23 protein-coding genes are annotated in these 23,196 nt (G+C 63.9%); 7 read left to right on the plus strand and 16 right to left on the minus strand.

Annotated features, from left to right (window positions below):
• The first annotated feature begins 56 nt into the window (after nucleotides 1-56).
• Nucleotides 57-944, plus strand: coding sequence for a YicC/YloC family endoribonuclease (locus LRP30_RS17915; protein ID WP_249761217.1), 888 nt, complete (start codon nucleotides 57-59; stop codon nucleotides 942-944).
• A 3-nt stretch (nucleotides 945-947) separates the two neighbouring features.
• The gene (gmk, locus tag LRP30_RS17920; protein WP_249761218.1) at nucleotides 948-1,607 is read left to right on the plus strand and encodes a guanylate kinase; all 660 of its coding nucleotides are present in this window, start codon (nucleotides 948-950) and stop codon (nucleotides 1,605-1,607) included.
• On the opposite strand, the gene LRP30_RS17925 is transcribed toward gmk, so the two are convergent.
• From LRP30_RS17925 to LRP30_RS17940, 4 genes are all read right to left on the minus strand, one after another.
• Nucleotides 1,540-2,763 (minus strand): hypothetical protein, encoded by a 1,224-nt coding sequence (locus tag LRP30_RS17925; protein ID WP_249761219.1) that lies wholly within the window; start codon nucleotides 2,761-2,763, stop codon nucleotides 1,540-1,542. The genes gmk and LRP30_RS17925 overlap by 68 nt on opposite strands.
• A 152-nt stretch (nucleotides 2,764-2,915) precedes the next feature.
• The gene (locus LRP30_RS17930; RefSeq protein ID WP_249761220.1) at nucleotides 2,916-3,416 is read right to left on the minus strand and encodes a hypothetical protein; all 501 of its coding nucleotides are present in this window, start codon (nucleotides 3,414-3,416) and stop codon (nucleotides 2,916-2,918) included.
• Between the two features lie 27 nt (nucleotides 3,417-3,443).
• On the minus strand, nucleotides 3,444-4,793 hold the full coding sequence (locus LRP30_RS17935; RefSeq protein ID WP_249761221.1) for a caspase family protein: 1,350 nt from the start codon (nucleotides 4,791-4,793) through the stop codon (nucleotides 3,444-3,446).
• Nucleotides 4,794-5,688: 895 nt separating this feature from the next.
• Nucleotides 5,689-7,074: an FAD-dependent oxidoreductase gene (locus tag LRP30_RS17940; RefSeq protein ID WP_249761222.1), complete on the minus strand. Its 1,386-nt coding sequence runs from the start codon at nucleotides 7,072-7,074 to the stop codon at nucleotides 5,689-5,691.
• A gap of 264 nt (nucleotides 7,075-7,338) precedes the next feature.
• On the opposite strand from LRP30_RS17940, the gene LRP30_RS17945 reads away from it, so the two are divergent.
• Nucleotides 7,339-7,743 carry an MAPEG family protein gene (locus LRP30_RS17945; protein ID WP_249761223.1) on the plus strand — a complete coding sequence of 135 codons (405 nt, stop codon included), beginning with the start codon at nucleotides 7,339-7,341 and terminating at the stop codon, nucleotides 7,741-7,743.
• Between the two features lie 157 nt (nucleotides 7,744-7,900).
• Nucleotides 7,901-8,875: an ABC transporter substrate-binding protein gene (locus LRP30_RS17950; RefSeq protein ID WP_249761224.1), complete on the plus strand. Its 975-nt coding sequence runs from the start codon at nucleotides 7,901-7,903 to the stop codon at nucleotides 8,873-8,875.
• A 424-nt stretch (nucleotides 8,876-9,299) separates the two neighbouring features.
• Here LRP30_RS17950 and LRP30_RS17955 read toward each other — a convergent pair whose 3' ends face one another.
• Nucleotides 9,300-9,905: a YdeI/OmpD-associated family protein gene (locus tag LRP30_RS17955; RefSeq protein ID WP_249761225.1), complete on the minus strand. Its 606-nt coding sequence runs from the start codon at nucleotides 9,903-9,905 to the stop codon at nucleotides 9,300-9,302.
• Between the two features lie 395 nt (nucleotides 9,906-10,300).
• On the opposite strand from LRP30_RS17955, the gene LRP30_RS17960 reads away from it, so the two are divergent.
• Nucleotides 10,301-11,272, plus strand: a complete 972-nt coding sequence (locus tag LRP30_RS17960; RefSeq protein WP_249761226.1) for an ABC transporter substrate-binding protein — start codon at nucleotides 10,301-10,303, stop codon at nucleotides 11,270-11,272.
• A 348-nt stretch (nucleotides 11,273-11,620) separates the two neighbouring features.
• On the opposite strand, the gene LRP30_RS17965 is transcribed toward LRP30_RS17960, so the two are convergent.
• Entirely contained in the window at nucleotides 11,621-11,854 is a 234-nt protein-coding gene (locus LRP30_RS17965) for a hypothetical protein (protein ID WP_128934264.1), read from the minus strand.
• A gap of 158 nt (nucleotides 11,855-12,012) precedes the next feature.
• On the opposite strand from LRP30_RS17965, the gene LRP30_RS17970 reads away from it, so the two are divergent.
• Entirely contained in the window at nucleotides 12,013-12,744 is a 732-nt protein-coding gene (locus LRP30_RS17970) for a Crp/Fnr family transcriptional regulator (RefSeq protein ID WP_249761227.1), read from the plus strand.
• A gap of 85 nt (nucleotides 12,745-12,829) precedes the next feature.
• Nucleotides 12,830-13,057, plus strand: coding sequence for a hypothetical protein (locus LRP30_RS17975; protein ID WP_249761228.1), 228 nt, complete (start codon nucleotides 12,830-12,832; stop codon nucleotides 13,055-13,057).
• Nucleotides 13,058-13,112: 55 nt separating this feature from the next.
• On the opposite strand, the gene LRP30_RS17980 is transcribed toward LRP30_RS17975, so the two are convergent.
• The 10 genes from LRP30_RS17980 to lptF form a co-directional block, all read right to left on the minus strand.
• A complete protein-coding gene (locus tag LRP30_RS17980) occupies nucleotides 13,113-13,301 on the minus strand; it encodes a hypothetical protein (protein WP_091892838.1) in 189 nt (62 codons plus the stop codon).
• Nucleotides 13,302-13,304: 3 nt separating this feature from the next.
• Nucleotides 13,305-13,496, minus strand: a complete 192-nt coding sequence (locus tag LRP30_RS17985; protein ID WP_128934261.1) for a hypothetical protein — start codon at nucleotides 13,494-13,496, stop codon at nucleotides 13,305-13,307.
• Between the two features lie 235 nt (nucleotides 13,497-13,731).
• Entirely contained in the window at nucleotides 13,732-13,968 is a 237-nt protein-coding gene (locus tag LRP30_RS17990; RefSeq protein WP_128941863.1) for a hypothetical protein, read from the minus strand.
• A 155-nt stretch (nucleotides 13,969-14,123) separates the two neighbouring features.
• Nucleotides 14,124-15,182, minus strand: a complete 1,059-nt coding sequence (locus LRP30_RS17995) for an alcohol dehydrogenase (protein ID WP_249761229.1) — start codon at nucleotides 15,180-15,182, stop codon at nucleotides 14,124-14,126.
• A 93-nt stretch (nucleotides 15,183-15,275) separates the two neighbouring features.
• Nucleotides 15,276-16,133 (minus strand): 16S rRNA (adenine(1518)-N(6)/adenine(1519)-N(6))-dimethyltransferase RsmA, encoded by an 858-nt coding sequence (gene rsmA, locus LRP30_RS18000; RefSeq protein WP_249761230.1) that lies wholly within the window; start codon nucleotides 16,131-16,133, stop codon nucleotides 15,276-15,278.
• Nucleotides 16,133-17,158 carry a 4-hydroxythreonine-4-phosphate dehydrogenase PdxA gene (pdxA, locus tag LRP30_RS18005; RefSeq protein ID WP_249761231.1) on the minus strand — a complete coding sequence of 342 codons (1,026 nt, stop codon included), beginning with the start codon at nucleotides 17,156-17,158 and terminating at the stop codon, nucleotides 16,133-16,135. Before pdxA ends, rsmA begins: the two co-directional genes overlap by 1 nt.
• Nucleotides 17,158-18,084 carry a SurA N-terminal domain-containing protein gene (locus tag LRP30_RS18010; RefSeq protein ID WP_164935059.1) on the minus strand — a complete coding sequence of 309 codons (927 nt, stop codon included), beginning with the start codon at nucleotides 18,082-18,084 and terminating at the stop codon, nucleotides 17,158-17,160. Before LRP30_RS18010 ends, pdxA begins: the two co-directional genes overlap by 1 nt.
• Before the next feature lie 68 nt (nucleotides 18,085-18,152).
• The gene (locus tag LRP30_RS18015) at nucleotides 18,153-20,639 is read right to left on the minus strand and encodes an LPS-assembly protein LptD (protein ID WP_164935060.1); all 2,487 of its coding nucleotides are present in this window, start codon (nucleotides 20,637-20,639) and stop codon (nucleotides 18,153-18,155) included.
• Nucleotides 20,639-21,736, minus strand: a complete 1,098-nt coding sequence (lptG, locus tag LRP30_RS18020) for an LPS export ABC transporter permease LptG (RefSeq protein WP_128934254.1) — start codon at nucleotides 21,734-21,736, stop codon at nucleotides 20,639-20,641. The genes LRP30_RS18015 and lptG overlap by 1 nt, the downstream gene beginning before the upstream one ends.
• Nucleotides 21,733-22,902: an LPS export ABC transporter permease LptF gene (gene lptF / locus LRP30_RS18025; protein ID WP_128934253.1), complete on the minus strand. Its 1,170-nt coding sequence runs from the start codon at nucleotides 22,900-22,902 to the stop codon at nucleotides 21,733-21,735. The genes lptG and lptF overlap by 4 nt, the downstream gene beginning before the upstream one ends.
• Nucleotides 22,903-23,196: the final 294 nt, after the last annotated feature.

A 23,196-nucleotide genomic window follows, 5' to 3' on the forward strand; every position in this document is an offset into this window, starting at 1 on the left:
AGATTCGCGTGGCTTGATGGCCTCGCGAATCCCGTGTTTCTGGAGAATTTCAACCGATGGCGCTGTCGTCCATGACCGGCTTTGCCCGAAGCCACGGCGCGAGCGGGCCGTACACGTTCGAATGGGAATTGAAGTCGGTCAATGCCAAGGGCTTTGACCTCAGGGTGCGGCTACCGCAGGGGTTCGACGAGCTCGAGGCCCACGCCAAGAAGCGCGCCGGCGAGCTGCTCGCGCGCGGCACCGTCTACGCCAATCTCAACGTCAAGCGCGCCAACGCCGCCGCCACGGTCCGCGTCAACGAGGACGTGCTCAACGCCGTGCTGAAGGCGGCCGCACTGATCTCCGGCAAGGTCGACGCGGTCGCGCCGAGCATCGATGGCCTGCTCGCCATCAAGGGCGTCGTCGAGGTCGCCGAGCCCGACGGCGACGAGGAAGAGGACAAGGCCGCGCGCGCCGCCGCAGTGGAGGCGTTCGACAAGGCGCTCGCCGATCTCGTCGAGATGCGCAAGCGCGAGGGCACCTCGCTGGGGCAGATCCTGACCCAACGGGTCGACGAGATCGAGCAACTGGCAAAGAAAGCCGAGGCTGCGCCTGGCCGCAAACCAGAGGCGATCAAGGCGAAGCTCACTGAGCAGATCGCTAGCCTGCTCGACACCTCCGATCGTTTCGATGCCGATCGCCTGATGCAGGAGGCAATCCTGATCGCAACCAAGGCCGACATCCGCGAGGAGCTCGACCGCATCGCCTCGCATATCACGCAGGCGCGCGAGCTGATCGGCAAGGGCGGTCCGATCGGCCGCAAGCTCGATTTCCTGGCGCAGGAGTTTCACCGCGAGGTCAATACCTGCTGCTCGAAGTCGAACGACATCGAGCTCACCAATACGGGACTCGCCATGAAGAATGTGGTCGAGCAGTTCCGCGAGCAGGTCCAAAATCTGGAGTGATCGATGACGACGGGCGGTCACGGAACTGACGGTGTCGAGCGCCGCGGATTGATGTTCGTTTTGTCTTCGCCCTCGGGCGCGGGCAAGACGACGCTGTCGCGTCTCCTGATCGAGCGAATGCCCGGCTTGAAAATGTCGGTCTCGGCGACCACGCGCGAGATGCGGCCGGGCGAGGTCAACGGCAAGGATTATTCGTTCGTCGACAAGCCGACGTTCGAAGCGATGGTGAAGGGCGGCGAGCTTCTGGAATGGGCGACGGTGTTCGACAATAGTTACGGCACGCCGCGCGGCCCGGTCGAGGCGGCGCTCTCGGCGGGGCAGGACGTGCTGTTCGACATCGACTGGCAGGGCACGCAGCAGCTACGCGAAAAGGCGCGCGCCGACGTCGTCAGCGTCTTCATCCTGCCGCCCTCGGCGGCCGATCTCGAAAAGCGCCTGCACTCGCGCGCGCAGGATTCCGACGCGGTGATCCGCAAGCGGATGAGCCGCGCCAGCCACGAGATGAGCCACTGGGCCGAGTACGACTACATCGTCATCAACCACGACGTCGACCAGGCCTTCGCCGAGGTACAGTCGATCCTGAAGGCCGAGCGCCTCAAGCGCGAGCGGCGGATTGGCCTCGTAGGCTTCGTGCGAACTTTGCAAGGTCAGCTTCAAGGTTAGGCCGCGACAGGCGCGGCCCTTCCTTCGCCAGCTGTTCCAGCATGGTCGTGATGACATCCACGTCGACCGCATCCTGGTCGCGGCCTGCCGGCGCCTCATCGCGATCCTCGCCAATCTCGTTGGTGACTAGCTTGGGCGCAGCAGCCCGATCGAACAACTTGATCTCGACCTCGGCCGGCTTGATCTCGTCGGGTTCTGCGGCAGGGACCGCAGCGCGCCGCTTGCGCGCGTCGATCAGATCGATCTCGCGGCCAATCGCGGCGAGTTTTGTCACTTGTTTTGTCGCTTGCGGACGTGCCGCATCGAAGTCGATCGGGTGCGCCGGCTGCGCGCGCGGCGCAACGGCTGGCGTTGCATCGCGCCATGGCGCGCGGCTTGCGTGCTGGTTCTGCGTCTCCCAATCGTTCCAATAGCCGTGACGCTCGGCGGACTGGACGCGGACGCGCGCGCGCGCGCCGGCGAAGCGGTAGATGAGGCTGGCGAGGATACCGGCGAGCGCCAGCGCACCGCCGATCACGAGCATCAGCATCTGGACCGAGCCGGCCGGTTTGTCGGCGCTGCTGTCTGCCACGGCGAGCGCCGCCGGGGCAGGGGATTTTGACGGCTTCGCGCTCGGCTGCGCTGCTGCCGCGACAGGCGCCGGCTGCGGCGCAGGCGGCGCGGACGCCGTGGAGACATCGGGCCAGGGTGCGGCGGGTTGTTGCGCGTTGCTGTCAGCGGTCTGGTCCGCAGATGGTTGCGCCGGTGTCGCGGCTGCGGCCTGCGCAACTGCGTTTGGTGTTTGGGGGGCGACACCGCTCCGCGCTGTCAGATATTCGGCGCGCGCATCCTGCACCGGGTGCTGTTGCTGCGGCTGCTGCGCCGGCGCCTGTGCCGTCGGCGTATCGCTCGTGGCCTGCGCGCTCTGCACGGACTTCGCGCTGTCCTTGTCGCCGGCGGCGCGCAGATACCAGCATTGCCGCTTGGTCCCGCGTTCGACGCGATAGTACCAGTGCTGCCCCTGCGGCGCGGTGCCCTTCGGCGAGGCGAGGCAGTCGGTGGCCGCGTTGGCCGTGCTCGGTGCGGTCTGCGCGTTCTGCGATACGGCGGCCAATGGCGCGCCGGCAATGATGCTGCCGACGAGCGCGGATATGAACTTTGCGGTGCGGTTGCCCATCCTGGTCTCCCGGTTACGCATGACGCAACTCTTAACCACCCCTTTGTCATCAAAGACTTGGGTGGCAATGAGCCGCAAATCCGGAGAGGATGTGGCTTGAATCGGGCCTGCGGCGCGTTGGTTCCGCGGCGAAATCGGGCCTTTTCACGTCGTTACTGTTTCGCCGAACTCCAGGTTCCGCCGCAGCCATCGGAGCGGCGCCAGGTTCCGGAACCGCTGCGGCCCCCGAGACGGCCGGCGCCTGTGAAGGTCACGCCCTCGCCTTGACCGACCGTTCTGACTGCGCCGTTCGGGCTGACCGTACCGGTGACGCCTTGGCCGATGACCTTGCCCGAGGAGACGACGACCGCGCCGGACGTGGTGCCGCCGCAGCCGATGCTGGTGACCATCCAGGCGCCGTCAAAGCCGCCACCTCCACCGCCGCCACTGCTTCGCCGCGACGCGCGCGGCTCCTCGGCCGTCGGCTTGCTCCGGCGCGCGGATGGAGCAGGTTCGGCCGAGCGCTCTGAAGAACGATCCTGGCGCGAACCAGACAGCGACTTCTCGTCATTGCCGATCGAGCCGCCGGCGCTGCCGGACTGCGCGAAGGCGGACGATGAGGCGACGGTGAGGAGAAAGGCGAGGGCAATCGTAGCGGTGACGGTATTGGGCATGACCAAACAATCCAAACGAAAATGCATTCAGCGGCCGGAGCCGTCGGCGCAGACGGACCCGATAATGCGGCAAGCTTTGCCAGCCTTGCCACATTCGTCAAGCGCGGCGTCTTTCGCGCGCTGCACGCTGTCGCGCTGGACCAGCGACCAGGATTTGTCGGAAATGGCGAACGCGCCGCAGCTTCTGCCATAGAACGAGAGCTCGATCGGGCATTTGGCGCCGGCGCAATTGCCGCGCGCATCCGCCACCGCCGCGCGCCGCGAGGCGTGATTCCAGGACATCCCCCATTTGTTGTCATCGGGTCCGTAGACGATCGAGCCCCAGGGCTTCAGATCCTCCATCTTGCGCATCCGCAGCAGCAGGCCTTCGGTCGCTTCACCCGTCGGCGCCATGGAGATCCGCTGCTGGAGCTTTGTGATCGCGCGCGTCAGGCCGTCGGGCGTATCAGGATCGAAGTTGAGCTCGTAGAGCCGCTCGCTCAATTCGCTGAGCAGCGCGGCATCGCGTAAGGGGACGCGGTCGGGATCGGCGCGCAGGCGCTCCGCCGGCAGCGGATCGGGCTGCATCGCGGCGACCTGGGGCGGCGGGGCGGCTTGCGTCGGCGGCACGAAATAGAAGGTGCCGTCGATCGGCGAGGACGACACCCAGGGCTGCTGCGCGCCCGATGTGGCACGCTTCACCGCGAGGCCGACCTGGTTGAAGGTCTGGAACACGTCGAGGCCCGCGACCCGGATCGTCGTGGCGAGGGCCTTCGTATAGGGGCTGTGTCCGTCGCTGCCGTCCTGGGCGACGTTGCCGGGCTGCGTCGCGTAGGAGATCAGCGTGCCCTCGGGGGCGCGCATCTGCGCCAGGCCGCCATCGGATGATCGCAGGCCGCGTGAGCCAAACGGGTTGTTGCGGCAGGCGTCCAAGATCACGAGGTTGAGGCGCGTGCCCGACCCCTGCATCTGCCGCAGCACGAGATTGACGTCGGTCATCTGGAAATCGACGTCGGCCTCGCGGGTCGGATTGGCGCCGACAGGCACGAGATAGTTGGAGCCCGAGACCTGCACGCCATGGCCGGCATAATAGAACAGCGCGACATCGGCGCCCTGCACCTGGCGGCCAAAACTCTGCACCGCGATGTCCATCGCGCCCTTGTCGAGATCGAGCTGGGCGCGACCGCCGACCAGCGCGAAGCCAAGTGCGCCGAGCGTCTCCGCCATCAGGCTCGCGTCCTTGGACGGATTGTCGAGCGACGTGATGTTCTTGTAGGCGGAGTTGCCGATGACGAGCGCGATGCGCTTCTCGGCAGATGCCGGATGCGTTGCGGCGGCGAGCGTAGCCGCAACCAGCGCTGCCAGCCCCAAAACGCGATTGAAAATCCTCGCGCGCATCAAAAATTCCTCAAGGCAATGGCACCAATCTAACATTCCGGGGTGCGCGCGAAAAGCAGCGCGACAGTCGGTAAGACCACGGGCCTGCGCACCGAGACGGAAGGGGCATAGCTCTGCGCTCCCGCGGCGCGTTTCGCCCGAGTCTTGCTTTGATCTCATCGCCCTTTGGAAGCCAAAGGGCGCAGGGAAGGCCGGGCGCCGGCGGCACCCGCATGTCCGTGCGCCACGAAGAGTGCACACGGGGTGGACCACGGGTTGGCCGAACGCCCGGCCTTCCCTGCGCGGATGGTTTTAACGGTGTCCTTCGTGCTCTCCCCGGGGAGCGATGCACTATTGCCCCCGTCGTCTTGCAGATGACTGATGCGCGCGCCCGGTCGGGCCGCCACATCACCGCAGGACTTGACGCACAGACCCCGGGCGTCAGGACCACACGACTTTGCCGTCCGCGGACGGTCCCGCCTGAATGCCTGGAGGCTTGCGTGTGCTCGCCCCCGGCATCAACGAGACCGCTGTTACGGCGCCGTGTCGTACCGCGTCGCGTGAGACTCACAGCTGCCTGCCCTGTCTCACACGTTGCGCGCCGGCGCTGCCGCGTCCACCGCCACCCAGCCCGCGTCTCGTGACGGTCGCGAACGCCCCTTTGGCAGGGCCGGGATGCGTGGTGTATGCCACAAATCCGAAATTCGGAAAAGTGAAATATTTTCGTGACGAGGGCTTGACCCGGGTGTGTTGCCCGACGCCTCCCACGGGCCACCGTCAAACTCCGTTCGTCGTTCCAAATTCCGCGACTTGTCCGCCGAAGACCGACACGAGGCGTTCCCGTCGTTCCCTGGATGGAAGAGCGCTCCGACATGAGGTTCTGGGCGCGACCGAACCGTGCGGCAGACGTGTTGGCTTACGAGTGCAGCGGTCTGATGTTCTGGTTCATGTGGAAGAAGTTCGTCGGGTCGTACTTCGCTTTCAGGGCCGCGAGCCGATCGTAGTTGTCGCCGTAAGTGGCTCTGAGTCTGCTCTCGTCCCCATCCTCCATCATGAAATTCACATAGCCGCCTTCGGCCGAGTAAGGATGCACGGCCTCCCAATAGCCCTTGGTCCAGCGCGTGATCTCGCCCGCTTTTTGCGGGTTGGGATCGATGCCGGCGATGACCATTGACCAGTTCGCTTCGCGCGTATTCCAGGCGGTGTCGTTCTTGCCAACGCGATGGACGGCGCCATCGATCGGATAAAGATGCATGAGCGAAAGCGCGCTCGGTGCATTCCGGGCCTGCTCGATATGCGCGTCAATTGCTTCGTCGGTCAGCTCTTTCACGAAATCGCCGCGCCAGTACCATTGCAAGCCTTTCGGGAAGAACGGGTCGAACATGGATTGGAGCGCCGGATAGGGCATTTCGCCCATCCAGTTGAAGAGCGGCGGGGGCAGCTCACCGAGCAACCTAGCCATGACTGCCTGGCCATCTTCTGTCGGACCGTTGTAGCAGCCAATGATGGCACAGGCGCGCTTGCCCTGATGCTCCGCCGGGAATGGATCCACCGGTGGAACGGTCTTCAAGCCGACGAAGGCCCCAAGTTCCTCGGGAGCGCTAGGCAGGAAATCCCTGTATTTCCGCAGAACGCTCCGGGCATTTTCGAGATCCCAGAAGATCGGACCGGCATAGACCCTGTGCACCGGATGAGCCTGGAACAGGAAGCTCGTCACAATGCCGAAATTTCCGCCGCCACCCCGCAGGCCCCAGTAAAGGTCAGCGTTCTCCGACCCGTTGGCCGTGACGATGCGACCGTCGGCGAGTACGACATCCGCCTCGAGGAGATTGTCGATGGTGAGGCCATGCTTGCGGGTGAGATATCCGGTGCCGCCGCCGAGCGTCAGCCCGGCAATCCCGGTGGTCGACACAATTCCGGCCGGCACGGCGAGCCCGTAGATATGCGTGGCGTGGTCAACATCGCCTTGCGTGCAGCCGGGACCGACGCGGACAGTGCGCGCGGCGGGATCGACCCGCACGCCTTTCATCATTGACATGTCGATCATCAGCCCGTCCTCGATACTGCTGAGGCCTGGCCCATTGTGCCCGCCTCCGCGGATCGCTACCTGGAGTTCGTTCTCCATTGCGAAATTGACTGCTGCCACGACGTCGGCGACGTCGGCGCAGCGCGCAATCATCACGGGACACTTATCGATCATCCCGTTGTAGAGGCTCCGCACGACGTCATAATCGGCATCCATTCGCCTGATAACCGGGCCGCGCATGTTGCCAATGAAGGTTTCGGTGGCCATGTCCTGCATGATGTCCTCCTATTCCACCCATGATCGGTCCTTGGGTCGGAGATTACTCATGAGGTCCCCGAGCGTTCTCCGCCCGTTGAACGATGGTAAATCAAGCGCGGCGCCATAGCATCACAAATCTATAACAATAGACCTCGGGGCGGCCGCACGACACTTTGTCAGCAGGCGGACCCGAAGCGGACAGGAGGGGAGGAGCCCTGTTTGTCCTGTTCGGAGAGGATCGGCTACAAATGAACAAAGGGCAGGAATGACTTGGGAGGGGACATGTCCAACACGGGCTACGCACTGGCAGGCTTCGTCTCGTGGGCGCTCCTTCTGCTGGTCGTGATGGAAACCATCCGAACGTATCTCGTCGTGACTGGAAAGGTTGCGGCCAACGCCTTCACGCCGGATAACTCCGGACTATCGCCCTTCATGCAGCGCCTCGCACGGGCTCACGCGAATTGCATCGAAGGTCTACCGATTTTCGGCGGCTTGTTGGCGATTGCGATCATGGTATCAAGAACGGATGTTACAGACCCTCTAGCGTTTTGGTTTCTCGGCGCAAGGATTGTACAGTCGATTATCCATCTCACGTCGAACAGTCCGATAGCAGTAAGTCTCCGCTTCACCGCGTTCGCCGTCCAGATGGCGATAGGTATCTACTGGTCATGGAAGCTGATGGTCTAGGGACTGGATCGCGCTCGGCATGTCAGCCGTTGAGGCCAGACCGGACGTGCCGAGAACGCGCCCCAATCGAGGCAGCATCGAAATCCCGCAGCACAGCAGTCCCCTGCTGTAGCCGAGGTGTGTTATGCTTCCAGTCGGAAGCACGGAGGGACCGGGAGTGAACCGGCGCTCATGCATCATGCTGCTAGGCGGCGCGGCGGCTTGGCCGCTCGCAGCGCGTGCGCAGCGAGGCGGGAAGGTCTATCGCGTCGGGATTCTGGAGCCAATACCGGCGGCACGGAACGCCGCCAACCTGGAGGCTCTGCGCAAAGGTCTGCGCGATTTCGGTTACTTCGAAGGAAGCAACTTGATCATCGAGTATCGGTCGGCCGACGGTCGGGCCGAGCGGTTTCCGGATCTCGCATTCGAGTTGGTTGGCCTCAAAGTCGACCTGATCCTGGCGAGAGGCACTCCTGCCACCACGGCGGTTCAGAACGCGCCCGGAACGATTCCAGTAGTCATGATGACAATGGGCGGCCCCGGTGCGATCGTACCGAGCTTCGCGCGGCCGACCGGCAACATCACGGGGGTGATTACTTTCAGCACCGAACTGACAGCGAAACGGGTTCAGGTTCTCAAAGAACTGGTTCCTGGCCTCACGCGAGTTGCGTTGCTTCACAACATGGGCAATCCAGCTGTCCCAGCCGAATGGGAAGAGACAAAGATAGCGGCACGCTTGCTGGGTCTCGAGGCTGAGCTTCTTGACGTGCGGAGCGAGGGTGACCTGAGCCACGCATTCGAACTGGTGGTGCGACGGCATATCGACGGCCTCGTCGTTGGGGCAGACGGTCTCACCCAAATGCATCAACAAATGATCGTTGAATGGGTAGCCCGCAACCGTGTGCCCACCGTCTTCCCAGCCCGCGAGTTCGTTGAAGCCGGGGGACTGATCGCCTACGCCGTAAACTATCCTGACCTCTACTTCCAGCTCGCAGCCTTCATCGACAAGATCTTCAACGGCGCAAAGCCAGGCGATTTGCCGGTGCAACAGCCTACCAAGTTCGAGTTGGCGATCAATCTTAGGACCGCAAGCACGCTCGGTCTCGAAGTCCCGCCGACGCTGCTCGCCGGGGCCGACAAGGTGATCGAATAGAGGACCTGCTTGCTGTGTGCATTAGTCGGGAATTGGCCCCTCAGCTGAACAACGAAAGGGCCGCCGCAATGTCGGCTGCCTGCGGGAGACCGGACGTTGCACGATGGTTGCGCTGACGGGCGCTCCTGACCCTTGGCGGGCCAGAGAGATCTTGTGGTAAAACTCTCTCAGTTCAATTTTGTCAGACGGTCAGCCCGAACTCGAGCTTCATCCTGAGTGCGCGGCCAAGGTAGCCTTCCAAGGATGTCCGAAGCCAGACTTCGACTTCCTCAATTGGCCCGTTTGAGACTTTCGGATTTGCGCTGATAACGTCCGCTAAGCAGCGCCGACCGGAAACCCCAGCGGCGCGGGGCAACCGACGCGATTGACCCCGAGCGGATCTGCGCCAACCTCCAATGCGTTCATTCTCTGCTCCGCTGCTCGGTCAGGCCCCTGGAGCCCGCTTGCTTTTGGTTGGGTGAATGGTTTCGCCCCGAGCGAGCATTTCTACAAACTCGCGAATTCGCTTATTCCGCGTTTCGGGGCGCTTGGCATCGTTCACGCGATAGACGAAGGCGAACCTGTTGGCACGGTCGAGCGTCGCAAACGCCCGTTCTGCTTCCGAATTTTCAGCCAGCGCAGCCAGGAAATCGGACGGAGGTTCGGCTTTGCCCTGGGATTGATACGCCGCGCTCCAGCGACCATCGGCCTTGGCTTTCTGGATCTCGCTCAACCCGGCAGGTTGCATACGCCCTTCGCGAACAAGACGCTCCGCCGTGTCCCGATTGATTGCGGACCATCGGCTCGCACTTCGCCGCGGCGTCATTCTCACTAAATAGTAATGCTCATCAAACTTCCCAAGCTGACCATCGATCCATCCGTGACATAAAGCGGCTTCGATGGCCTGCGCCTTGGTGATGGTTGCTTCTGGTGCGCCGGCTTTAGCGAGCTTAAGCCAAAAGCCGCTCTCGCTTCCCTCGTGTGCAGACAGATAGGCTTCGATGGATGGCAGGTCCGCAAATGATATGATCGGACCCTTTACATTGGTCATGCATCCTCCTCGCACAGGCGGTTAAACGATTCCCTATGAGATACGGGCCGTTCCGCGCTTGTATAGCCAGCATGCGGACTAGTCACTAACACCGGATTGAAGTTGCGAAGCCGCCTCTGGATGGCCTTTGATTTTGCAATAAGTGCTGACGGTTGATGTTCGATTCTGGCCGATGCTGCCTCGCTCGAAGCCCGTGCAAACCTCGGCTGACGAACGTAGACCGGATGCGGCTTTCAGAAAGGCAGACCGCCGACCTTGACCCATCTCGGACATTGGGACGCAGCTTCGGAGATCCGATTATTTGCTCATTCTCACTCGCTGTCTCGCCGCAAAGTGCTAGGCTTTGGACACGACGGGCGTTTCTTCCGTGGTGCTCAATGAGACGGCGCGAGTTCATGGGGCTGATCGGCGGCGCGGCAGCGACGTGGCCGCTCGGCGCGCGTGCGCAGCAACCGGCAAGGTCGGTCTACCGGGTAGGGTATCTCGCGAGCGCGTCGCGGGAGCAAACACTTCGTAATGTTGGAGCCTTCGAAGCGGGCCTGCGGAGCCTTGGCTATCGCGTCGGCGAGAATGTCGTCATCGAGTACCGTTTTGCCGACGGAGACATGGGGCGGCTGGCGGCGCTTGCCACAGAGGTGGCCGGGCTCGGCGTGGATGTCATCGTTTCCGGAACCAATGCCACCACGGTTGCCGCCATGAAGGCAACCAGGACGATCCCGATCGTGATGGCCAACAGTGCCGAGCCGGTCAGTGCCGGACTTGTTGCCAGTCTGGCGCGCCCGGGTGGCAACGTCACCGGGTTCAGCTCGGAGCCCGGCGATGAGATCAACGGCAAGCGGCTCGAATTTCTGAAGGACATTCTGCCGAACCTCTCGCGTGTGGGCATTCTCTGGAATCCGGACTTTGCGCCCAATCAGGACCGGCTGACGTCGCTGCGGGAAGTTGCCCAAGCGCTGGCATTGACTCTTGTCCCGGCCGAGGCGCGCGGGCCGGACATACTTGAACAAGCGTTCGCGACAATGGTGGGAGAACGCGCGCAGGTGCTTCTCGTGCTGAGCGATGGGGTGCTGTTCAACCATCGCGGCCTGATTGGCGTCATGGCCGTCAGAAATCGGCTGCCCGCAATCTCTGCCGTGAGAGAATACGCCGAAGCGGGCTTCCTCTTGAGCTACGGGATTGACTTACCAGATCAGTTTCGCCGGTCTGCGACCTTTGTCGACAAGATTTTTAGGGGTGCGAAACCTGGCGACTTGCCAGTCGAACGGCCGACCAAGTACGAACTTGTTATAAACCTCCAGACCGCCAAAGCACTCGGCATCAACATGCCACCGACCGTGCTGACGTGGGCCGATGTCGTGATCGAATAGGCACCATGACGTCGCTTATTGGCCTCTCGGCCGAACTGTCTATAAGCCGTCGCAAAGGCCGGTCTCGGAGGAGAGCCGGACCTGACGACTGAGCCCTATCCGCGTCTCGCCCCGCTGGAGGCGGGGCGAGATCGTTGCTCCCAGAGCAACTCAGATGAGGAAGTCGGTCGGGTTCAGGCTCGCCGTGTGGACGCCGTCGAGCGTCGTCGCTCGCCGACAGATGAATCACGGCATCGCCGGCGGCATTGTCGCTGACCAGGTTCGATCGCGTCCAGAACATATCACGTTCGAGGCTCCGGCCACCAAGCCGGGGCCTTTTCCGATGCGGCATGAGACTCGGTGCGCGCCTCAGCCGTCGCGAGGCGCTTCGACAAAGCGCCGGGAGAGCTTTGCGAGGGTTCGGTCGGAGACGGGCGCGGCGCGGAACTCGCGGATGGCGCGGGCGAGCTCCTGATCCGACATCGGCCGCACCGGCTCGTTCAACGTTCCCTTCAGGAAGGCGTCGTTGATGCTGTCCAGATGCTCGCTTCGCTCCGACGCGAACAGGCGGCGGATGCGCTTAAGGATCGCAGTAGGGCTCATGAGATGGGCGGCTCGGTTCGCTGGGTGATGGAGGGGAGGAAGCGATCCGGTGCCGTTGCAAACCGGTTAGCAACCTGTGCTTCCGACTTGCGTTCTAGTTCGCTGAATACCGGCCAGATGTATCATTTGATAGAACCGGTGCGATTTTTGGCGGCCGCATGGATAAAGCCCACGACGTGCTGATCCGGAACCTGTGGGAGCACACCGCGCTGGCGGAGGAGGATGTCGCCGAAATCCGGGCGCTCACCTTCACGGTTCGCGACTTTGCGCCGAACGAGGATTTCATCCGTCAGGGCGATGAATCTGAACATTCGGCGCTGGTCGTCTCCGGCATGGTCGCGCGCTACCATCTGCTCGGCAGCGGGCGGCGGCAATATCTCGCGTTCCATCTCACCGGCGATCTTCCGGACGCGCAGGGCCTGTTCATCGATGAGATGGATCATGGGCTGAGTGCGCTGGGGCCGGCTTCGATCGCCTTCATCCCGCATCGCGAATTGTTCGCCGCCTTCCGACGGCGGCCCACTTTCGGGTTTGCCGTCTGGCGCGAGACGCTGCTCGATGCCGCGATCTTTCGCGAGGCCATCACCAACAACAGCGCCCGTCCCATGCAGGCGCGCATGGCGCACCTGTTCTGCGAGCTGTTCTATCGCGCCCGCGCCGCGCAGCTGGTCCGCGGCAATCGCTGCCGGATGCCGATCAGCCTGGCCCAGCTCGGCGAGACGCTGGGCATGGCGATTGCGACCGTGAACCGGACGCTTGCCGATCTCAGGCGAAGCGAAGCCATGGACCTGCGCGACGGTGAGCTGATCGTGCTGAAATGGCGCGAATTGCAGCGGCTCGGCGATTTCACCCCTGCGTATCTGCACCTGAAGCGTCAATCGGCATCGTGACGGCGTGTGCGCCAGTGCGCGGTCCAGCTCGGGCTGGGAACAACTCTCTCCCGGGCACGTCATTCATGAAACGAGGGAGATGCCCATGAAAGCGCTCATCGCAGCGATCGCGTTTGCCGCCATGACCGGGGCCGTGATCGCCCAGAATACCGGGCCCGCTCCGCAGAGCGGCATGGAAAGGCCGGAGAACACCAACGGCGCCACTGAGAAAGGGGCGATGGATACCACCGGCATGAATGCAAATCAGGCAAAGCGGCCCGGCACGAAGGATATGTCCAAGGGAGAGAACAGGACCGACGGCAAGAAAAAATAAGGATGCAGGCGTGGCCAACGCCATCCAAGCCGGTCTTGCAATTGTATCACCTGTCTCATTCGCGCGCGCAGCAATCGACCAGCGCGCGCCAGATGCGTTCGATCTGCAAGGTCCTTTGACGTTCGAAGACGGCATCGTCCTCCGCGCGAGGCGGCGTTGCGGTCCGCGTGTCGCGCGGCTCAATCCAGCGCTCCGAAATGGGATCGTACCATCGGCCGGGAGTCGTCACGTCCAACACCTTCATCGTCTACCCCATGCGCCTGTTGCTGGTGTTCTGGGTGAGGTTGCCATGCGCAGCCTGCTCACGAATGTTCTGCTTCTCGTCGTCGCGGCGACCCTTGGTGGTGTCGACGGGAACTGACGGCGCGCTGCCGGCGCCCTTGGGACTCCGGTTCTGCTCGGGAACGGGGCGCACCGTTTTCGTCAACGGCTTCGTCATGCGCATCGACTCCATCGTTGCCTGATGTGAGATCAACGCAATGAACGTTCGCGACGTTCCAAATGGTGCCGTTACGTTCTAAAGCGTTCTAAACACGATTGAACTCTGTTCTCGGTCGGAGAACTACGGGCATCGGGCGCCGGCTGCACGTGGCGGCCTGTTCAGGAGCGAACACATCTGCGACGGCGATCGGCGCCGCAGCTGCCGAGCGAAGACCATTGTCCAAGCCGTGCGTCTATCCAAGCCGTGCTTCGCGTTCGTCCGGCGAGCAGCTACGCGCGGCGTACTCGCGGTAGCGGGCGATCGCCCTGTTGGCGAGCATCAACGGCCGGCGCTCGCCGGTCTTGAGCTGCGCTTCGATGGCATCGAGGATGACGTTTGCGGACTCATCCGGCGGACCGAGCTCGCCGCTCTTCTCCAGGAAGCTCCAGGCAATGAAGAATGCGTTCTCGACGGTGCAGCGAATGGTCATGCGCTGCCAACGCCGTGCAGCCGCGCCCGTTCCGCACGCCGGGTCGTATCCCGGACCAATACGTGTCAGCGGAACCCCGGCCGTTGATCGCGCCACGGACGCGGCGGCGACGGCGTTGGTTACGCCGGCGCTTGATTCGCGGGTTTCAGCGCATCTCAGTTCTTGAGCACGATGCGACCGACCACCTTGCCGGCGCGCAACTCATCGATCCATTTCTGGACGTCGCCCATCGGCTCCTCGCGCATCGGCGTTGGCTTGATCTTGCCGGCGCGTGCCAGCGCCATCAGCTCCTGGGCTTCCGCGAGCGTGCCGACCATGAAGCCCTCGATGGTCATGCGCTTGTAGACCCATTGCACCATCGGCAGCGTGAACTGGCCGCCCATCAGGCCGGAGACCACGATCTTGCCGCCGCGTGCGGCGACCGCGACGGCAAACGCCATCGACTTCTCGTTGCCGGCGAAATCGACGATCTCGTCGAAGCCGCCCTCGGTCTCCTTGAGGATGCGCTTGATCACGTCAGGCTCGGCCGGATCGTAGGCGGTCGCGGCGCCGTTCTTCAGCGCGGTCTCGCGCGCGGCCGGTGAGAGGTCGGCGACCGTAATCGGCTGCTTGAACATCGCCTGGGCGAACGACAGGCCCATCATGCCGACGCCGCCGAGCCCGATCAGCAGGAGGTTGCGCTGGCGCGGACGGTCGACCAGACGCTTGAGCGCGCCGTAGGCGGTCACGCCGGAGCACATCAAGGTCGCGGCCTGATTGACGGGCAGGGGATCGTAATCGAGCAGATATTTGGCGTCGGGCACCAGCACATGGGTGGCAAAGCCGCCGTCGATGGAGACGCCGAGGAAGCGCTGCTTGACGCAGAGATTCTCGTCGCCATTGGCGCAGTCGCGGCACTGGCCGCAGCCGATCCATGGAAACACGGCCTTCTTGGCGCCGACGAGGCTGGCCGCAACGTCGGGGCCGACTTCGTCGACCACGCCCGCGATCTCGTGGCCGAGCGTGAAGGGCAGCGTCATGCCGCGCGTGGTGTCGAGCTTCTTGCCGCCGCCGAGATCGGCGTAGCCGTCCTGGATGTGCAGGTCGGAATGGCAGAGGCCGCAGCGCTCGATGCGCACCAGCACCTCACGGCCTTGCGGCTTGGGCGTGTCGACGATGGTCTCGCACAAGGGCGCGTCGAACTTGACCAGGGACTGCCTGCGCATCAGCGCCATATTCTTTCCTCCGAAATTATCTCATTGTTTGAGCATGATCTGTTTCGGAAAACCGCTTCACACTTTGCACTAGCGCGGCCCTCCGGGTCCGGATCATGCTTCCTCGCTTCGTATATTGGCCAATTCACAGGCCATGGCAACAAAGCCCGCAATCGGAATGGTCTCCGCGCGACGGGTCGCATCGACGCCGGCAGCTTGCGCGAGCCGTGCGGGATCGACGCCCAGCGATTTCAGGCTTTGCCGCAGCATCTTGCGGCGCTGGCCGAAAGCTGCGGCTGCGACCTGCTCGAGCAGCCTGCGATCGCAGGCCAGAGGTTCTGCGCGCGGCTTCAGCCGCACCACGGAGGAGGTGACCTTCGGCGGCGGCACGAAGGCGGAGGGCGAAATGTCGAACAGGATCTTGGTCTCGCAGCGCCAGTTGGCGAGCACGCCGAGCCGGCCATAGGCCTCCTCGTCCTCGCGCGCGACGATGCGCTCGCCGACCTCGCGCTGGAACATCAGCACCATCATCTCGTACCAGGGCGGCCAGGGCTCGATCGTGAGCCAATTGATCAGGAGCTGGGTCGCGATGTTGTAGGGCAGGTTGGCGACGATCTTTGCGCTTTCGCCATCGAGCAGCGGACGCGGGTCGAAGGTCATGGCATCGCCATGCACGATCTCCAGCCGGCCGGGATAACGCGCGGCGATATCCCGTAGCGCCGGGATCGCGCGATCGTCATGCTCGATGGCGATGACGCGCCTCGCGCCGAGCGCGAGCAACGCGCGCGTCAGCCCGCCCGGGCCGGGCCCGATCTCGACGATGGTGGCATCCTCGAGCGGCGCGGCGGCGCGCGCGATGCGCGCGGTGAGATTGAGGTCGAGCAGAAAGTTTTGGCCAAGTGATTTGCGGGCCGACAGCGCATGCTGGCGGATGACCTCGCGCAGCGGCGGGAGGTCGTCGATCGCGCTCATCAGAGGTTTTCAGCCGCCATGCGGCTGGCGAGCCGAAGCGCCGCGATCAGGCTCGCCGGATTGGCCTTGCCGGTGCCGGCGATGTCGAAGGCGGTGCCATGATCGGGCGAGGTGCGGATGAAGGGCAGGCCGAGCGTGACGTTGACCGCGTCGTCGAAAGCGACCGTCTTGATCGGGATCAGCGCTTGGTCGTGATACATGCAGACCGCGCAGTCATAGGTCTGTCGCGCAGCCTCGTGGAACATGGTGTCGGCAGGCAGCGGGCCCCTGGCCTCGATGCCGTCGTTGCGCAGCGCTTTCAGCGCCGGCGCGATGATGGTCTGCTCCTCGTGGCCGAGCGAGCCGTCCTCGCCGGCGTGCGGATTGAGGCCGGAGACCGCGATGCGCGGCGCCGTGATGCCGAAGCGGGATTTGAGTTCGGTCGCAACGATGCGAACGGTCGAGACGACCAGCTCGCTCGTGAGCTGGGCCAGCGCCTCGCGCAGTGAGACGTGAATGGTCACCGGCACCACGGCGAGCTGCGGCGACCACAGCATCATCACCGGCTGCGGGACGTGGCCGTCCGTCGCGGCGAGCTCGGCGAGGTATTCGGTGTGGCCGGGATGACGGAAGCCTGCGCGGTAGAGCACGCTCTTGGCGATCGGATTGGTGACGACGGCGCCGGCGCGGCCCTCGCGGACATCAGCGACCGCCTGGCGGATCGAGGCGAGCGCCGCCGGCGCGCTCGATGCGTCGGGCTTGCCGGGCTCGGCCGTGGCATGCTCGCCGGTGGCAACCACGGGCAGAGCCTCGGTGAAGGTGGCCTCGGCCTCGCCGGGGCTCACCGCGGCGATCCTGATGTCGGCGCCGAGCGCCTTGGCGCGCCGGGCGATCAGCGCCTCGTCGCCGAGCAGGTAAAAGGCGCGCAGGTTCAGCTCACGGCGCCTCAGCCAAGCAGCGATGGTGATGTCGGGGCCGATGCCGGCGGGCTCTCCCAGGGTCAGGGCGAGGGGTTTTGCCGGGCGCGCTGCGGAAGGCTCGGCCATCAGCGGTTGCGATATTCGATCATCGCCGCCTTGCGGAGCTCTTCGAGATAGGCCTTCTGGGTCTTCTCGTACTTCTCCTGATACATCTTCTCGCGGACCTCGCGTTTCTTCGGCGTGTCGATCATGGTCGGCTTGCGCGAGCACAGCACCACCATCTCGATGCCGGCCTTGGTTACTTCGGGCGCGGTCAGATGGCCGATCGGCGTGTCGTCGAGCACCTTGCGCAGCGCCTCGGGTAGTTCCGCGGTGGTCTTGGTGATGCTGTCGCGGATGGTGGCGTTCGGCGTCGAGCGGAACAGCGAGTTGGCTTCCTCGCAGCTTCCGACGCGCGCGCGATAGCTGTCGGCTTCCTTCTTGCGTGTTTCCAGGAACGCCGCGGACGAGCCGCGCGGCACGATCAGCACGATCGGCTGCATCTTGTATTCGGTGCCCTCGATCTGGAGCTTCTCGCCGCTCTGCGCTTGCACGGCCTGCGCGACGTCACGCTCGCCGACGAGCAGCTTCTCCTTGTAGCGGCCGCGTACGAGGCTGGTCCAGACCATCTCGGACTTCATGCGGCTCTTCAGCGTCTCGGGGCGCACGCCCTTGGATTCGAGCGACTTGGTGAGCTGCTCCGGCGTGATGCGCATGCGCTGCGCCATGCCCTCATAGGATTGGTTGATGTCGGAGACGCCGGGATCGACCCCGTACTTCTTGCCTTCCTTCATCTTCACCTTGTCGTCGATCAGCTCGTTGATGACCTGCTCGCGGCTCGGCGCCTTCTGCGTCGTGAGCTGGTCGAGCTTCGAGCGCTGCTCGATGTCGAAATCGGTGATCGGATCGCCGTTGACCATGACCACGATGTTCTGCGCCCGCGCCGGCACACCGACCAGGAACAGGGCGGCGAGGACGAGAAGGAGGCGGAAGATCGGCAACGGAATCGTCATGGTTATCGCTCGCATGTCAGCTGCGTCGAGCCTGTGGTGAGGCAAGCGCGGCCAGCACTTCAAACCGCTCACTGGAGGCCCGAGGAACCGCTGGTCGTCGACGAGGTCGCCAGCGTGCGCAGGCCGATCTGGAACATGAACGCGTGGCTCAGCACGGGCGGTGCACTGCCCGCGGAATAGCTATAGGAAGTTACATAGTTCGCCGCCAGCACGAAGCAATCGTCGACATAACCGGCGCCGAGCACATACTGGTTGATCTTGTTGGCCTCCAGATCCCAGCGGGCCGAGCCCGACACCACCCAGTTGGAGGCGACCTTCAGCGAGCCTGTCGTCAGGATGCCCTCGCGGCGGGTCAGATAGCCGAGTTCCGGCTGCGCTGCGTAATTGCCGTAGAGCACGGCGACCGACCAGCGATTGAAATTGGCGCGGCCTTCCGCCTCGAAACGCTGGACGTTCCAGGTCTGCTCGTCCATGCGGGAGCGGACGCTGAATGTATAAGTGCTGTTGGGTGAGTAGCTCGCGCTCGTGACGTAATCGGAACGCGGCTTGTCGAGACCGGAATTGAGGCCGGTATTGATGGTGTCCTGGACCGCGAAGGAGTTCAGGCCGAACAGGTGGTAGGACTGGCCGAACAGCACCTTGACGGCGCCGCCCTTGTCGAATTGCGTGGTGGACTGCACGCCGACATTGGCGCGGCCACCGCCCTCGACGCGATCGTAGCCGGAGAACTTGTCGACGCTGAACAGGTTCGAGGCGTCGAACACCATGCTCTGGGCGTCCTCGTTCGGGAGCTTGCCGGCATAGGTCTCGTTCGGCCGGATGATGATCTGCGCGATCGGCTCGACGGTGGTCGAGCCCCAGGGCTGAATGTTGATGAAGGGATAGCGGTATTCCAGGCCAACGGTCGGCATCAGGCGGAACGCCTGGGTGTCGCCGACGGGCAGGAAGTTCGACACGCCCGGCTGGTTGGAGACCGAGGAATTGATCGCGTCGGCGCGCAGACTGGCGAACGGCGTCCAGATCTGGCCGAACGGATCGGTGAAGGACTTGCGCCACTGCGCTTCCGCGGTGAGGCGGGTGTAGGTGCCGGGGAAGCCGCGCAGCAGGCACTGCGAAGGCAGACGGGCCAGCGGATCGGCCGACGCCGTCGTGCACAGGCTGTTGGTGTTGGCGGTCGTCGTGATCGGATCGAACACCGACCCGTCACGCGACAAGTTCACGAAATTGGTCTTGTAGCTGAACTCGCCGCCGAAGACGGGATAGTTGAGCACGTTCGAGTAGTCGATCACCGGATAGACGATCGGCACCTGGCTCTGGTTGCCCGAATAGCTCAGCCAGTACATCGTGCGCGCATCGAAGAAGCTGCGATTGCCGACGCCGGTCAGATAGAGCTGCGACAGCGCTTCCGTCGGCAGCAGCAGGAACGAGCCGAGCGGATCGCGGTACTGATAGAGCCGGTAGTCCGAGAAGAAATAGTAGTCGGACATCAGGACGCCGTCCCAACCCCAGACCCATTTGTCGTTCAGCGCGAACTGACCCTTGGTGTCGACGGCGCCGCGGAATTGGCGGTCACCGGGCTGCCCGGCGAACGCTCCCGGATCGAGCTGGTCGATGCCATAAGCGCGGATCTGGTAGGCGCCGTCGATCAGGCGCTGCCGGAATTCGCCCTGCAGCATCACGCCTTGCCGCGACATGAAGCGGGGCGTTATGGTTGCGTCCATGTCGGGCGCGATCGCCCAATAATAGGGAATTTCGGCGCCAAAGCCGGTGTTCGTCGTGCCCGGGAAATAGCCCGGCATCAGGAAGCCGGACTTGCGCTTCACGGTCGGGTCGGGCGTCGAGAAATAGGGCATGTAGGCGAGCGGCACGCCGAAGAATTCGAGCTGTGCCGTCTCGAAATACAGCATCTTCTCCTGCTGGTCGTGGATGATGCGCGCACCCTTGACCTGCCACAGCGGCGGCTTCTTCGGATCGTCCTTACACGGCGCGCAGGCTGTGTAGACGCCGTTCTCGAACACCGTGTAATTGCCGCTGGAGCGGTCGGCGCGGCTCGCGGCCATGCGGGTCTGGTCGGCGGTATCCACGCGCAGCGAATCGACGAAACCGTCGCGGTAATCGTCGGAGAGATCCATGATCTCGGCATAGGTGATCTTGCCGTCGGCATCCGTCATGCGGATGTTGCCTTCGGCATGAAGCCGCTTGGTCTTCTGGTCGTAGATGACCCTGTCGGCCTCGACGCTGGTGCCGTTGTAGAACAGCTGGACGTTACCGACCGCGGAGACGCGCGAGTTGTTGTAGTCGTAGTCGACCTCGGTCGCCTGCACCAGCATCTGGTTGTCGTTGGGAGCCCTCTGCGGCTTCGGACGCGGCGGCAGCGGATTATAGGTGTACTGGGCGGAGGCGGGCACCACTGCGGCAACGTCGATCAGCCCGCCGAGCGAGGCGACAGCGGCGACAGCGAGCAGAAGCCTGCGGACGGACCAGCCGCACCCGTTCGCGCGCACCAATGTGCGCCGCGTCGAACGAGACACGAGCCCTCGGTGGACGGCAGTCACTATCCGTCCTCCTGATAGAGCAAGGCCAAAAAGCCGGTGAGGCCGCCCACCACAACGGGCAACCACGCCGCAGCGATCGGATGCATCAACTCAGCCTTGCTCAAGTCCTCAGTTACTTTCGACAGGACGTAGAGCAGAAAGCCCGCGCCCACGCCACTCAAAACCATCTTCTGCACGCCGCCCATCCGGAAGAAGCGCAACGACACGGAGGCCGCCAGCATCACCATGGCCGCCAGCAAAAACGGCTGTGCCAGAAGCTTCTGATACTGGAGTCGGTATCCTGCTGTCGCGAAGCCCGAGCTTTCGGATGAGCGGATGTAGCTCGGTAGTTGCCAAAAGGACACAGTCTCGGGTGTGGAAAAGCTGTTGCGGACCTGCGCCTCGGTCAGCGTCGTCGGAATCTCGAGGCGGGCCTGATCGACCGGCGGGGAGTCCAGCGAGAAGCGTCGGACGTCCTTGAACAGCCAATGGCCGGCCTCCAGCGTCGCCTCGCGCGCCTCGATGCGTTCCTTGAAGTGCTGCTCTGTGTCAAACCGGAACAGCGTGAGGCCGGTGAGCCGGATGCCCTGCTGCTCGCTGCGCGCGGCATTGATGATGGTCTGGCCGTCGTTGGTCACCTGATTGAGCCAGAAGCCGGACGCATCCTGGATGCCGCCGCCGGGCGCCGAGCCGAACAGCTCCGCCTCCATGCGCTTGGAGAGTTCGCGCAAATTGGCCGACATCGGATTGTAGGCGACGGTGGCGATCACTCCGATCAGCAGGGCGCTGCCGAGCGCCGGCGAGATGAACTGCCAGGCCGAGATGCCGGCTGCGCGCGCGACCACGAGCTCGAGCCGGCGGGAGAGCGCGAGATAGCAGGTCATGGCGCCGATCAGCATGCAGAACGGCGTCAGCTTCTCCAGCAACTGCGGCACCCGGAATAGCGAGGTCTCGGCCACCATGATCGCCGAGGCGGATGCGAGGCCGGAGGTCTTGCGCACCATCTCGATGTAGTCGACCAGCACCAGCAGCAGGAAGATGCTGGCGAACACGCCGAGCGCGGCGACCACGAAGCGGCCGGCGAAATAGCGCCCGAGTGTGTTGGTGAGCATGCTCATGCGGTAGCCGGCCGTCCGAACAGCCGCGCGATCCGCGCGTTCGATCTGTTGATGGCCTCCATCAGGCCGGGGGGCGGCTCGACCACGACGCCGCCGATGATCATCCAGAGCCCGACGCCGATCGCGCCCATGACCATCGCGTATTGCACCAGTACCGCGCCCGGCGATTTCACCGCCATCACCGAGCAGGCGAAGCCGGCCATGCGCAGGCCGAACACCGCGAGGATCGAGGAGCCGATCGAGAAATTGCGGCTCTGGCGGGTGGTGCGGGGCGCACCCAGGAACGCGAAGGTCAGCACGGCAAAGGCGAACGGATAGATCGGCGCCAAGATGCTGTCGTGCAGGGCCGAGCGGAACTGGCCGGGGATCTGCTTGTAGACGGGATCGTCCTCGGACGGCGAGAACAGCTCCCAGAGATAGCGTTCGCGGATACCGAGGGTGACGTCGCGGCCCTGGCCGGAGAATTTCGACATGTCGAAGCCGTAACGGCCGAACGCCACCAGCGCCGGATCGCGCTTGCCGGCCTCGAAGCGCTGGAGATTGCCCGTCTCCAGCACCAGGAACGATCCGGTGTCGTTCTTCACGACCTCGCCGTGCTCGGCGACGATCGAGACGCGCTCGTTCGGATCGCGGCGGTCGTCGATGAAGATGCCGGCGAGGATGCCGCCGGGCTGGCGCTCGCGGATCCGGATCGTCAGGTTCTTGTCGAGCTGGGCGAAGCGGCCGGGCTGCAGGATGTTGGTGAGCACGTCGGCGGTGATCTCGGCGTCCCACTGCTTGATCCGCCGCATGCCGTCGGGGGCGAGATAGGCCGCGATGAAGGCGACCAGCAGCGCCACCACGCAGGTCGCATAGAAGAACGGATAGAACAGACGGAATGGCGAGAAGCCCGCCGCATTCATCACGATGATCTCGGAATCGGTCGCCAGCTTGTTCAGCGTGTGCGAGATCGCGATCATCAACGCGATCGGCGAGATGATCAGGACCAGGGCCGGGATGACGAGGCTGGTGATGCCGAGGAAGGTGAGGATGGTCTGGCCTTGGCTCGTCATCAGGTCGATGCCGCGCAACGCCTGCGTAATCCAGATCACGCCGGTGAGGCTGACCAGGACCAGCGCAAACGACGCCAGCGTCGTGCGGAAGATATACCTATCGATCGACCCCATGCGCTACTGCACGAATCCCACCAAGACCCCAATGCTGGCTGGAAGCCGGCTGCCCGCCCCAATCCCGCAACGGGATCCCCAAGGGACGGCCAGCCATCGGTTCCGCCAGCTTACTCTCTCTACCATCCCTTTGATCCGTCAACAAAATGGCTGCCCCATGGCACCCTCAATATATGGTTAATATTTCGAGCGTTGTGGCCCGGCGGCCACGGCGGTGCTTGGCATCTGGCGGGCCGCTGGCCCATAGTACGAAAACCTCAGTGAATCGCAGTTCAGCTCCGGCCCGCGGCCGGG

The sequence above is a fragment of the Bradyrhizobium sp. C-145 genome, from assembly GCF_023375135.1.
Classification (GTDB): domain Bacteria; phylum Pseudomonadota; class Alphaproteobacteria; order Rhizobiales; family Xanthobacteraceae; genus Bradyrhizobium; species Bradyrhizobium zhanjiangense.